Below are 13,519 nucleotides of genomic sequence, written 5' to 3' on the forward strand. Positions count from 1 at the left end.
CCAATTTTCAAAATGAAAAGGACCAAGGTTTCATTAATGGTAATTTATCTAAAAAGCGTTATAATTTCTTACTGACATTCAATGCGTTTTATGGAAAATTTCAAATAACACTGGGAGGTAGATTTGTGGCACAACAATTTGAACAGGCTGTCACCGTTCATTTATTGACCAACATTACACAAGATGATGACACCGAGCAATTTGACTTTGATTTGCCAGGCCGCTTGGTGATTGTGAATGACAACATTTATTTACGTTATGTTGAAGATGATAATGGTCAGTCGACGCCAGTGACGTTTAAGCTGAATGGTGAAAACGATGTAGTCTTGACGCGTTCTGGTGAAAATGGTCTAAAATTTCATTTCCTAACCGGAAAGGCAGTCACGACTCAATATCGGACGCCTTATGGGGTTATGGCCGTCGAAGTTGCAACAACTGATCTTAGTGTCAGGTTGAGTGATGATTTATCGGCAGGCCGAATTGCCATCGATTACCAGTTGTTGGCCGGCGAACAATTAATCGGTGATTATCAAATTAGATTGCATTTTACAGCTTAAGACCTTATGATAAGATGTACACTCTCGAAAGGACGGGCCTGATTTTGGAACTTAAAATTTTCGAAGGTCAAAATAAGAAAGAATTGTCGATGATTGAGGTTGCGCACGCAATTCTCTCACAACACGGAGAAGCCATGGGCTTTGCCGACTTAACTAACCAGGTACAACAGTACTTGGGCAAAAGTGACGAAGAAATTCGTGATCGTTTTGCACAATTCTATACGGACCTAAATGTCGACGGTAGTTTCATTTCACTTGGTGACAACACATGGGGACTCCGTACTTGGTACGCGTTTGACTCCATCGATGAAGCCACTATTAATGGTGAAGAAGACGAGGATCAGCCAAAGCGTAAGAAACGCCGTAAGGTTAATGCCTTTCTGGCTGACGCTGCCGACGACGATGATGTTATCGACTACGATGATGATGATCCTGAAGACGATGACTTTGGTCAAGATTCTGATGACGATGTTGATGGTGCTGACACTCAAGATAACGATGAGGACAGCGATGATGACGATACTGAAAATCAGGCTACCGAAGAAGACTTGCCAGATGGTATCGAAGGTCAATTAGCAGAGTTAAGTGATGAAGATGATGACGACGATGAGGATGAAGAAAACGATGATGACGACGAATAACTAACGCGTCGTTTGTTCGTTCGAGCCAGTAATAAAATTACCGGATAAAATCCTTGACGTTATGACTTGAAGTCGGTATTATATTTTTTGGGCACCGTTCAGAAGAACGGGCACGTTAATGAAGACTTTAGTTGCTCCCAATTCAGATGAATTGGGGGCTTTTTCTTTGTTTAAGGCTTCCCCGAAAAAACAAAAGGAGCGTTTATTTAGATGACCAAATACATTTTTGTCACCGGTGGTGTGGTTTCGTCAATTGGGAAAGGGATCGTTGCTGCGTCCTTAGGCCGTTTGTTAAAGAACCGTGGGCTCAAGGTTACGATTCAAAAGTTTGATCCTTACATCAATGTTGACCCAGGAACGATGAGCCCATACCAACACGGTGAAGTGTTTGTGACAAATGATGGGACCGAAACGGACCTTGATTTAGGCCACTACGAACGATTTATCGACATTAACCTGAATAAATACTCAAACGTCACGACGGGGAAAATTTATCAAGAAGTTCTACAAAAAGAACGTCATGGAGACTACCTTGGCGCGACGGTTCAAGTTATTCCGCATATCACTAACGCAATTAAGGAAAAGATCATGCGTGCTGGTCAAACGACTGACGCGGACGTAGTGATCACAGAAATTGGTGGTACGGTGGGTGACATTGAATCCTTACCATTTATTGAGGCCCTACGTCAGATGAAGACTGATGTTGGTAGTGACAATGTTTTCTACATTCACACAACTTTGATTCCTTATCTGCGGGCTGCTGGTGAAATGAAGACCAAGCCAACACAACACAGTGTTAAGGAACTGCGTGGTTTAGGCATTCAGCCAAACATGTTGGTTGTCCGGACGGAAAAGCACATCACCCAAACGATGCGGAATAAGATTGCGTCATTCTGTGATGTTGATCCTGAAGCTGTTGTTGAATCGATGGATGTGCCGACAGTTTACACGGTGCCATTGGCTTTACAAGACCAACATATGGACGACATTGTCTTAAACCACTTTAAGTTGTCCGCTCCGGAAGCAGACATGAGTGAATGGCGTAAGCTTGAACAACATGTTCAAAACTTGCACAAGACGATCACCATTGATTTGGTTGGGAAATACACTGACCTACAAGATGCTTATATCTCTGTCAACGAAGCCCTAAAGTCAGCCGGCTATGTTGTTGATGCTGATGTTAAAATTAATCATTTTAACTCAGAAGAAATTAACGCAGATAACGTCGATTCCGTTTTGGCTGAAGCAGATGGCATTCTAGTTCCTGGCGGTTTCGGTAATCGTGGTATTGAAGGTAAGATTTTGGCCATCAAGTATGCACGTGAACATGACATTCCGTACTTGGGCATTTGTCTGGGGATGCAGATGGCTTGTGTTGAGTTTGCCCGTGACGTGGTTGGCCTGAAAGATGCTAACTCAACGGAAATTAATGCAGACACACCATACCCAGTTATTGATTTAATGCCTGATCAAGAAAACATCGATGATCTTGGTGGTACACAACGGTTAGGCGCTTACCCGTGCAAGTTGAAGCCAGGTACTTTGGCTGCCTCAGCTTATAACAACGAAGAAGTGATTTCCGAACGTCATCGTCACCGTTATGAGTTCAATAACAAGTTCCGCGACCAGTTAGCCGCCAAGGGTCTGGTATTCTCTGGGACGTCACCTGATAATCGTTTGGTAGAAGTGGTTGAATTACCAAGCAACAAGTTCTTTGTTGCCGCACAATACCACCCAGAATTCTTGTCACGGCCAAACCGTCCTGAAGGATTGTTCAAGGCGTTTGTGAAGGCTGCTGATGATGAACACATTGCCCGTCAGTAAGTAGTAGGCAACTAAAAGTGCAGGCAATCTGACAATGTAGATTACGAAAAACCGATAGTGCCAGATAGGCACAGCACTTCGAGAAAGTTTGTTGAGGGACAGATACGTCCTTAACAAACTTTTTATTTTGCACAATTTTTCTAGGTGTTTCCATTTAAGTCAACAGTGGAACCAGAATGCCGTTAAACAGGCAATTATTAAACGATTTGACTGGTAAATGATTAAGCAGTAATGAAAAAGTTTCTAAAAATATACTGAGAAGCCAGAAACAGTGTTGTCTTTTTGCCATTCGTTCATTAGTATGGAAGATAATTGTGCTCCCTTTATGGTTGAGCCATGGTAAATCTCAATACGAATTAGTTGCATGAATGAAAGAGGAATAACGCATGAAATCGATGATCATCCAAGGAGGCAACCCACTGTCAGGCGAAGTTACTATTGGCGGCGCCAAAAACAGTACGGTTGCACTAATTCCCGCTGCTATCCTGGCTGATACCCCGGTTCAATTTGATTCTGTTCCGGACATTTTGGATGTACATAACTTGATGGCCATCCTCGAATCAATGAACGTTTCATCACACTTTGAAAATGGTGTGCTGGATATTGATCCAACGCATATCGAAGAAAATGTTTTACCAGGTAAGGCAATTAAGAGTTTGCGTGCGTCTTATTACTTTATGGGAGCCTTACTGGGTCGTTTTAGACGGGCCACTGTATCGTTTCCCGGTGGTGACAATATCGGCCCTCGACCAATCGATCAACACATCAAGGGCTTTAAGGCCTTAGGTGCAGAAGTTACCGAGATTGACGATTCTGTTCATATTGATGCCAGCAAGGGTCTTCACGGCGCACGTGTATTCTTAGACATCGTGTCTGTCGGCGCTACGATGAACATCATTTTGGCTGCCGTAAAAGCTGATGGTTTAACGGTGATCGAAAATGCCGCTAAGGAACCAGAAATCATCGATTTGGCAACGTTCTTAAACAACATGGGCGCTAAGGTGCGCGGTGCCGGGACAGATGTTATTCGAATCGAGGGTGTGTCACAATTAAAGGCGACTAACACCCATACGATTATTCCTGACCGTATCGAAGCAGGTACGTACTTATCGATGGCGGCTGCAGTTGGCGCAGGTGTTAACATTCAAAACGTCATTCCTGAACACTTGGAGGCTTTCACCGCTAAGTTAATCGAAATGGGCGTCAAGATGGACATCAGTGAAGACAGTATTTATGTGCATAAATCCGAAAAGCTTAAGCCAATTCAGGTTAAAACCATGCCTTATCCTGGTTTTGCAACTGATTTGCAGCAACCGATCACACCGCTGATGGGTCGGGCAGATGGTGCCAGCATCATTATCGACACTATCTATCCTGAGCGAACAAAGCACATTCCTGAACTTAACCGAATGGGCGAAAACATTCGGTTGGAAAACAACATGATTGTTGTCAACCACTGTGATGATTTAACTGGGACCATTGTCGCTGCCGGCGAAATTCGCGCAGGGGCTTCATTGGTAATCGCTGCCTTAATGGCTGAAGGACGTACAACCATTACTAATGCAGAAAATATTTTGCGTGGTTATGATCGCATTTCCGATAAGCTTAAGGCACTTGGCGGTCATATACAGATCATTGAAGATACAGATGCAGGTGTTTTCGAATACTAGGCCGATATTGGCTTCGTTAAAGACGTCCGGTCGTTGTTTTTACAAGTTTGTTAATGACAATCTTGAACAACGATTGCATCGTTCAAACGCGGATTTGTTTGCTACAATTATAAATTATTGAGTCAAACCAACTCACAATTATTATTGTCGTCGACTTGCGCATACGCTTAATCCATGCTATATTACTAAAGTTGATTATATGTAACTATGACTCAGCAAATGACTCATGGCAAAGGAGATATTACAATGAAACAAGGCATTCATCCAGATTACCACCAGGTTGTGTTCATGGACTCAACCACTGGCTACAAATTTATTTCTGGTTCCACTGCTACTTCTCAAGAAACAACTGATTGGGAAGACGGCAACACTTACCCATTGATCCGTGTTGAAATCACTTCTGATTCACACCCATTCTACACTGGTAAGCAGAAGTTCACTCAAGCCGATGGTGCTGTTGACAAGTTCAACAAGAAGTATGGTTTGAAGTAAGCAAAATTGAATCAATCTTAAGCTCTTGTCTGCGACTTTACGCTGATAAGGGCTTTTTTTATTTTTCCATGTGCAAATTAAAAATTGTAGGGATAAGATAAAAAGGCACTAATATTTAACTCAGAAAGAGGTATTTATGGATTCAACGACAACTAAAGTACCACGCTTCGTGTTGTTCTCAATTGTAGGAACAGCGTTACTTTCATTTTGTGGGATTTTAACAGAAACCTCGATGAACGTAACTTTCCCAACGCTGATGCGGCAGTTTCATATTTCTATCGGTGCCGTTCAATGGCTAACAACTGGCTATTTACTTATTGCTTCGTTAGTGATGATTATGGCGTCATATATCCACAAACGGTTTACATTCAAAGCAACATTCGTTACAGCACTTGTATTGTTTGTCGTTGGTTTGGTGGTTTGTGCAGTAGCTACGTCTTTTCCAGTTTTGTTGATTGGACGGCTGATTGGCGGGATTGCGACTGGGTTGTGTACGCCCGTGATGTTCGGCATCATTACGCAGTTTGTTCCCGGCGCTAAGATGGGCCGTTACATGTCGATTGGCGGCATGATTTTGGGCTTTGCGCCAACTGTGGGACCTACATATGGTGGTTTGGTGCTGTACTACATGGGGTGGCGAATGATCTTCTGGATTGTGTTACCGATTGTGGCGGTTTCGTTCCTGTTTGGATATTTCAATATTCGCCAACGTGTCGGCACTCAACCGGCGCACTTCGATACGTTAGGATTTACGTTGATTGCGGTGGCATTTATTACCATTTCTTTAGGCTTCAACGATGCATCTAAACATGGCTGGAGTAGCCTCGGATTCTGGGGTCTAGTCCTTGTTGGGATAATTGCTCTGGCTAGTTACGGCTGGTGGGCAACAAGGACAGCTCAACCGCTGATCAATATTGCGATTTTCAAACGGCGAACCTTCGTGCTCAGCTTTTTAACCTACTTGAGTCTGCAATTGAGCAATATTGGCTTGGGCTTCCTTTTGCCAAACTATGCACAGCTGGTCATTGGGGCAAACGCGATGACGGCCGGGTTACTCTTACTGCCAGGTAGTGTCTTACGGACAATATTGATGCCACTCGGTGGTTCTTTACTCGATCGTCGTGGACCACGCGTGCCGATTTTAACGGGACTGGTATGTTTGATGATTGCGATGGCTGGTTTTGTGTTGAGCGCCGGTCACCTGTCCGTGGGGTGGATCATCGGCATTTACATTATTTACAGTGTCGGATTCTCGATGACCTTTAGTAATACGTTGGCAAACGGCATGCAACAGTTGTCGCCTAAACTTATTGGGGATGGCAACGCGGCATTTAATGCCATTCAGCAGTACGCTGGTTCTATTGGGACCGCTGTGATGGCAACGGTTGTGGCAATCAGTCAAAATCAGGCGGGCAAACTGTCTTCGGTTGAGGCCACAGCACGTGGCGGCCTGCACGATTTCATCATTTTGTTAGTGCTCACGATTATCATGATTGTACTAGCTAGTTTTAATTTCAAATTTCAGCAGCAGGATAAAAAAGCTTAATCTGTTTGACAAGTTAGTTATTTGTTCAGTTTAATCAAAAATCCCGGCAACCGTGAAAACATGGCTGTCGGGATTTTTAGGACATTTATGTTAACGGCTTAATCCCTTAATGAGCGAGTATTAAACCTGAACAAAACTAGATTTAACGCAACAATCACGCCGGTTGACAGGAACACGGCCCCGTAACCAAACGCGCCAGACACAGTTGACCCAATCATGGGGCCAACAATGCTCCCCATGGCCATGAATGATTGATTCCATGAGAATACCCGGCCAGTGGTAGAAACAGGGGAGTTTTTTGCTAATAACGTTTGAACGGCTGGCATCATCGTGGCGTCGGAAATCCCAATCAGAAAACGGAGCCCACCTAGTTCCCAAACATTTCGGACAAACGCCATCGGAATGAATACACAGATGGCAAAAATGAAGCCGATGGTCAAAATACGTTCCGTGCCGATGCGGTCACCTAACACACCTAAACGTGGTGCGGCGATGATGGTTGCAATGCCTGGTATAGCGGCCACAAGTCCGGCTACTAAGGAAACAGAGCCTTGACCGTGGAGCAGTTGCCGGACGTACAAACTAAGGATTGGACTGATAGACTGATTGGCAACTTGAATAATCATGGTGGTGATCAGCATGCCTAAAATGATCTGGGGATGTTTGAAGGAATGAATAACGTCTTTTGTTGAATTGGCGGCGCCTTTTCAACAGGCGTGAAGTGTTCGTGCACAAACAACCAGCTTAAGAAAAAGACGATCAGTAACAAACCGCCTGTAATGAAGAAAGTTAAGCGATAACCGAAGCTGGCTGCTAATGTCCCACCGAGCAATGGCCCCAGCAGGTTGCCGGCAGTGAAACCGGTAACGAGTGTTCCCAATGCTTGACCAGAGTGCTCTTTTGGCGATTCTGTGGCTACTAGAGCATTGGCGTTTGAAATGTAACCAGAAAAGACACCTTGAATAAAGCGAAGGCCAATCAATTGCCAAACATTGGTCACAAGGCCCATAGCGCCAAGCACAATGGCCATTCCCAGTGATGCCCGCAGAATCATCAGTTTGCGACCCTTACGATCAGCGAGTCGGCCCCATAATGGGGAAACAATGGCGGTAACTAAATATGTAGCGAAAAAAGTGATCCCGGAATAGAAATTAAGCTGAGCTGTTGAAAAATGGCCGAGCGTATCAATATACAGAGACATAAATGGCATGATTTCGCTAAAAGCCATGCCGGCAATAAACGTGCCAAACCAGAGGACAAAGATATTTTGTTCCCATGGTAGGCGTTTACGGAAAAGCTGCTGTTTAAGATGTTTGATCAATCGATTTCCTCCTTGAGTGGCACTTTACTTTAACTTGGATGGGTAATGTGGTATTTTTTCGTTAGCAAATAAATAACAAGATAATATTCTACACCTATTTTGTTAGGCATGATGACAAACGTTTAGGTGGTAAATACAGATGTTACGTTGAAGGGAAAATTTAATGGCTCAAAAAAAGCATCAAAAAGGATCATCTGTTTGGCGGTGGTTTCGTGGCATACTTTTTGTTCTGCTAGTCGCAGTGTCGCTGGTTCTCATTTTTAATGGGCCTATCACCAACTGGTTGGTCAAAACATACCGGCCAACGATCACACGCACAGATGTTAAAAAGAATGAAAAAACTAAGGGTAATTATGATTTTCGCAGTGTGAACTCATTAGATTTGAAGACAGCTGCCCAAGCCCGTGCTAACCATAAAATTAAGGCGATTGGGTTAGTGGCCATTCCGTCGATCAAACTAAATCTGCAAATTGTTAATGGTGTTTCAGACGCTGATTTAGCATTAGCTACCGGGACCCTAAAGCCAGACCAAGTAATGGGACAGGGTAACTATGCCATTGCTGGTCATCGCATGGATCAAAAGGATGCCATGTTTAGTCCGTTATTCTGGAAGAGTCGGGTCGGTCAAAAAATTTATTTGACGGACTTGACCCATGTTTATGAATACAAAACTACGGAGCGAAAGTTCATTAAAGCGACTCGCGTTGATGTTGTGAATGATGTCCCCGGTCAAAAGTTGGTCACGCTGATTACCTGTGATGCGACGGGAGCCAATCGTTTGATGGTCCGCGGTTCCTTAGTTCACAGCTATGACTGGAAAGACGCTCCGGAGGCCGCACTAAAAGGGTTCAGTTACAAACAAAAGGTCGAAACGATTGCATCATAATTCCTGTTTAGACATTGTGATGCTGCCGCTGTGTCAGTGAGAAACGCCATTCCGTGGGACCGGTCTCAGCCCGCGTTGCGGTCTTCGACCTCGCCTTTGAACCCAAGCCCAGGTTTCAAAGCGCGTCCTACAACACTAAATGGCATAACCCGTGCCATTAAGTGTTGTCGACACGGAATTCTGTTTCTCACTGACTCCGCTTTTGTTGACGTTTAGTTAAGCTATGAGTGAAGCGATCATATTGAAGGCTTGTCACTTTGGTTAATCAAATAAATTAAGATCTTCTGTAGAGTTAATAATGTTGAGTGATTTCAATATGAGCTGAAGGGCGGTCAGCATTGAAATCAAGGTATGAAAGTGCTGTTGATTCGGTGGGTTTTGCCGAATTTACAGCACGGACGGTCGCGAAGACTCAGGGGTGTTGAGGCTTCGCGGCGAGGTGAGAGACCGTGATTTTCGGGCTCGAACCGGTCCCATGCCAGAATTTCAATGCTGGCCAACCGTAGGCGACAGTCACCGATCGTCAAGTCAACTCCAAATACAGATAAAAATGACGCTGATTCTCAACTTGGAGAGTCAGCGTCATTTCTGTCAGTAATAAAACGATGTTGGGTTAGTGATTGGCAGCGACAACCTTGTCCAGCCAGTAAGGAAGGACCTCGCTGAGCTGTCTGTAGGTCAATGCAAAATTATGGGAGTACCAGGGATCCGGAATCTCCTGGCCAGCCTTACCGGGAACGATTTCGTAGGCCATGTGGACCTTTGATAGATCTTCAGTAGGCGTTAGTTGTTTTAAGTTGGCTAAGTTTGAACGATCCATCGTAATAATCCAGTCAGCCCAAGCAAAATCTTTGGCAGTGATTGGCCGTGAATGAAGGCCCTCTGCGCTTAAGCTATGTTCGGCTAACATATGAACGGCTCCGGGATGCGGGGGATTACCTTCTTCCCGGCTGCTTGTTGCCACAGAATCAACATTAATCTTCTCAGATTGTCCGGCTCCCGCCACTAAATGGCGAAAAATTACTTCTGCCATCGGAGAGCGGCAGATATTGCCTAAACAGACAAATAATACATTTTGCATAGGTTCCTCCAAATGAATAACGTGCTTAAATGGCTTGTTTATAGTAGTTCCTGCGTTTATTTTGCCGTGATTAATCGACTAATGCAAGCTTAGTGAATTTTTGATTATGTCGCTCACATGGTATAATCTGTTTCGACTGCAATAGTAGTTTGCAACAAGTTGATGATTAACGCAATTTAATAAATTAAGTAATTATGGATTCCATAACATCAACGCTAGTATCCAGAGATGCGCCTAGAGTGCGCAACGAGAGGTAAAAGATGAAAATGCAATTAGCTGAAATCGCAGCAGCGGTGGATGCACAAAATGAATTGGGCGATTGGTCATCAGTAACGGTGACTTCTGTCCACTTTGATAGTCGTCAATTAACGGCGGGGGCTTTGTTTGTGCCACTTCCCGGTGAACATGATGGTCACGAATTCATTGCTGGAGCGCGTGCACATGGCGCCGTTGCCAGTTTATGGGCAGTTAGTCGGGCTGCTGAAGCACCTGCTGACTTCCCGGTATTGCTGGTGGACGATCCGTTGACTGCAATGCAGGCGTTAGCCAAGCATTGGCTATCAAAAATCAATCCACAAGTGGTTGCGATTACAGGTAGTAACGGTAAGACAACGACAAAGGACATGACTGCCAGCGTTTTGGGAACGGAATTTAATGTCGTTAAAACATACGCTAACTACAATAATGAAGTCGGTGTGCCATTCACTGTGTTATCGATGGATGCCAACACTGAAGTGTTAGTTGTTGAAATGGGCATGGATCGGTTTGGTCAGCTCGATTTCTTGAGCAAGCTGGTTCAACCAGATGTTGCTGTGATCACAATGATCGGTGAAGCACACATTGAATTCTTTGGCACCCGAGACAAGATTGCCGATGCCAAGCTAGAAATTACGCATGGCCTTAAGGATGATGGTCGATTCGTCTTTAATGGTGACGAACCATTGTTGACGAAACGGGCAGAGAATGTGTCTAACGAACACGTGACGTTTGGCCAACAGAGTTCCAATCACTTATATCCGACAAGCATTGAACAGGACAACGAGTTCCACCAAACGACGTTCAAGGTCAATGCCTGGCCAGAAGAAACGTTTAAGATTCCGTTGTTGGGTGATTATAACGTCAATAACGCATTGGCTGCCTTAACGGTAGGTCGGCTGTTCCATATTCGGACGGCTAACTTAGTCAAAGGACTTGCCAAGGTCAACTTAACGTCTAACAGAACAGAATGGTTGACGGGATTAGCTGGGGAAGCTATCTTGAGCGATATTTACAACGCCAACCCGACGGCGATGAAGGATGTTCTAACGATGTTTGGTGACACGCCTGCAGCTGGCCGTCATGTTGCTGTGCTAGGCGATATGTTGGAGCTTGGCGATAATGCTGATGAATTACACGCCTCAGTTGCCGAGGCGTTAGATCCGGCGAAGATTCAAACATTGTATCTGATTGGACCACACATGAAGGCGCTGGCGGACAAGGTAACGGATCGCTATGCAGCTGATCAACTGCATTATTATGAGAATGATCAGAAAGCGCAGCTAACGACCGATTTAATGGCCGATTTAACTGAAAGCGATGAAGTGATGCTTAAAGCAAGCCACGGTGAACATTTGGAGACCGTTCTAAATGCGCTGCAAAACGGCGTGGCACAGGCATAGTTAGGCAAACTTGCTGGGAGGGTTAATTAAGTTTAACGACTGAGTTAATACTCTTAGTTGCCAAACGACCGCTCGCGCGTTAAACTATTACAGTTGCGTTTTTTAGCGTATATGAATGAAAATTGAATAACACACACAAGAATAACAAATCAAAACGGGCATCCCCACGCGTTAGCAGACGGATTTTTGCTAGTGTCGATGAAACCTTTTGATTTGAGGAGGAACTAATTTGAAGTTTGCAGAACTAGGCCTTAACAAGGCGCTATTAAAAGCCATTGATGACAGTGGCTATGAAGAAGCTACCCCAATCCAGGCAGAAACCATTCCGTTGGTTATGCAGGGATTGGATGTCATTGGTCAGGCCCAAACAGGGACTGGTAAAACGGCTGCGTTTGGGTTACCAATCTTGGATAAGATTGATACTGAAAATCCAAACGTCCAGGCATTAATTGTGTCACCAACACGTGAGTTGGCGATTCAAACTCAAGAGGAACTTTACCGCTTGGGTAAGCATGAACATGCCCGTGTTCAAGTTGTTTATGGTGGTGCAGATATTCGCCGTCAAATCAACAGCTTGAAGAACCACCCACAGATTGTTGTGGGGACTCCAGGTCGGTTACTGGATCATATTAACCGGAAAACAGTTCGTTTGGATCACGTTCAGACATTAGTGTTGGATGAAGCCGACGAAATGCTTGATATGGGTTTTGTGGATGATATTGAAAGTATCATCAAGCAAGTTCCAGAAAAACGGCAAACATTGCTGTTCTCAGCTACCATGCCTGATAAGATCAAACGGATTGGGGTTCAGTTCATGAAGGAACCTCATGAAGTACGGATTAAGGCGAAGGAACTGACCACTGACCTAGTTGATCAGTTCTACGTGAAATCAAAGGAATATGAAAAGTTCGATTTAATGACACATCTGTTCGATGTGCAGGATCCGGACTTGACCATTGTCTTTGGTCGCACGAAGCGCCGAGTTGACGAATTGTCTAAAGGATTAGAAGCCCGTGGCTACAATGCTGCTGGGATTCATGGTGATTTGACGCAACAACGTCGTTCACAGATTCTTAAACAATTCCGTGACGGTAAGCTAGACATTCTGGTTGCGACTGATGTTGCGGCCCGTGGTCTGGATATCTCCGGTGTCACTCACGTTTATAACTATGATATTCCACAAGATCCAGAAAGCTATGTTCACCGGATTGGTCGTACTGGCCGTGCCGGTCATCATGGGACAAGTTTGACGTTTGTTACGCCAAACGAAATGGATTACTTACGTGAGATTGAAAAGCTCACCAAGGTGCGGATGCTGCCCCTCAAGCCACCGTCAGCTGCCGAAGCTTTTGCTGGTCAATTATCAGCTGCTGAAAACAAGGTTGCGGACTTGGTTAAGGAAACAGATACATCCAAGTTTGATAAAGAGGCTACTGAATTACTGGATCGTTATGATGCAGAAGAATTGGTTGCTGCTTTATTGAGTAACTTGACACCTGGTGATGAACACGACACACCTGTTCACATTACGCCAGAACGCCCATTGCCTAGTCGTCATGGTGGCGGTCGGGGCAATGGCCGTGGTGGTCGTGGTCACGGTGGCTATCGTGGTAATAACCGCAATGGTCGTAACAACCGGAACTCACATGAACGCGAAAACGGTAACCGTGGTCGTTTTGATCATAAGTCAGGTTCCCGTAACAACAGTTCACGCAATAATAGTTTCCGGAACGGTGGAAGCAGTAATCATGGTGGCAACAAGCATGGTTATTCAATCAACCATAAATAAGATAATAACTGCATGAATCAGTCTGAATGGCTAATTCTCTGCAGGGTGAGGATT

At 44.6% G+C, this 13,519-nt stretch carries 10 protein-coding genes and 1 pseudogene; 9 read left to right on the forward strand and 2 right to left on the reverse strand.

The window, feature by feature from the left end; genetic code table 11:
* Positions 1 to 125: 125 nt before the first annotated feature.
* The 6 genes from ABUE36_RS04275 (at position 126) to ABUE36_RS04300 (ending at position 6,730) form a co-directional block, all read left to right on the forward strand.
* Positions 126 to 557 carry a DUF1934 family protein gene (locus ABUE36_RS04275; protein WP_161002311.1) on the forward strand — a complete coding sequence of 144 codons (432 nt, stop codon included), beginning with the start codon at positions 126 to 128 and terminating at the stop codon, positions 555 to 557.
* Positions 558 to 601: 44 nt separating this feature from the next.
* The gene (rpoE, locus tag ABUE36_RS04280; protein ID WP_421017226.1) at positions 602 to 1,198 is read left to right on the forward strand and encodes a DNA-directed RNA polymerase subunit delta; all 597 of its coding nucleotides are present in this window, start codon (positions 602 to 604) and stop codon (positions 1,196 to 1,198) included.
* 210 nt (positions 1,199 to 1,408) lie between these two features.
* Positions 1,409 to 3,022 (forward strand): CTP synthase, encoded by a 1,614-nt coding sequence (locus ABUE36_RS04285; protein WP_161002313.1) that lies wholly within the window; start codon positions 1,409 to 1,411, stop codon positions 3,020 to 3,022.
* 386 nt (positions 3,023 to 3,408) lie between these two features.
* A complete protein-coding gene (locus ABUE36_RS04290; RefSeq protein WP_017260506.1) occupies positions 3,409 to 4,692 on the forward strand; it encodes a UDP-N-acetylglucosamine 1-carboxyvinyltransferase in 1,284 nt (427 codons plus the stop codon).
* Between the two features lie 246 nt (positions 4,693 to 4,938).
* Positions 4,939 to 5,184, forward strand: a complete 246-nt coding sequence (locus tag ABUE36_RS04295) for a type B 50S ribosomal protein L31 (RefSeq protein ID WP_017260504.1) — start codon at positions 4,939 to 4,941, stop codon at positions 5,182 to 5,184.
* A gap of 136 nt (positions 5,185 to 5,320) precedes the next feature.
* Entirely contained in the window at positions 5,321 to 6,730 is a 1,410-nt protein-coding gene (locus tag ABUE36_RS04300) for a DHA2 family efflux MFS transporter permease subunit (protein ID WP_421017227.1), read from the forward strand.
* A gap of 98 nt (positions 6,731 to 6,828) precedes the next feature.
* Here the strand turns inward: ABUE36_RS04300 and ABUE36_RS04305 are convergent.
* Positions 6,829 to 8,051, reverse strand: a pseudogene (locus ABUE36_RS04305) (multidrug efflux MFS transporter).
* A gap of 163 nt (positions 8,052 to 8,214) precedes the next feature.
* Between ABUE36_RS04305 and ABUE36_RS04310 the strand changes: the two are divergent.
* On the forward strand, positions 8,215 to 8,937 hold the full coding sequence (locus ABUE36_RS04310; protein WP_161002317.1) for a class A sortase: 723 nt from the start codon (positions 8,215 to 8,217) through the stop codon (positions 8,935 to 8,937).
* A gap of 613 nt (positions 8,938 to 9,550) precedes the next feature.
* Here the strand turns inward: ABUE36_RS04310 and ABUE36_RS04315 are convergent.
* Positions 9,551 to 10,018, reverse strand: a complete 468-nt coding sequence (locus tag ABUE36_RS04315) for a low molecular weight protein-tyrosine-phosphatase (protein ID WP_421017228.1) — start codon at positions 10,016 to 10,018, stop codon at positions 9,551 to 9,553.
* Positions 10,019 to 10,278: 260 nt separating this feature from the next.
* On the opposite strand from ABUE36_RS04315, the gene ABUE36_RS04320 reads away from it, so the two are divergent.
* Both ABUE36_RS04320 and ABUE36_RS04325 read left to right on the forward strand, forming a co-directional pair.
* Entirely contained in the window at positions 10,279 to 11,676 is a 1,398-nt protein-coding gene (locus ABUE36_RS04320; protein WP_421017229.1) for a UDP-N-acetylmuramoyl-tripeptide--D-alanyl-D-alanine ligase, read from the forward strand.
* 229 nt (positions 11,677 to 11,905) lie between these two features.
* Positions 11,906 to 13,465: a DEAD/DEAH box helicase gene (locus ABUE36_RS04325; RefSeq protein ID WP_161002320.1), complete on the forward strand. Its 1,560-nt coding sequence runs from the start codon at positions 11,906 to 11,908 to the stop codon at positions 13,463 to 13,465.
* Positions 13,466 to 13,519 lie beyond the last annotated feature (54 nt).

Origin of the sequence: Furfurilactobacillus cerevisiae (assembly GCF_048961765.1) — a bacterium.
GTDB classification, from domain to species: Bacteria; Bacillota; Bacilli; order Lactobacillales; family Lactobacillaceae; genus Furfurilactobacillus; species Furfurilactobacillus milii_A.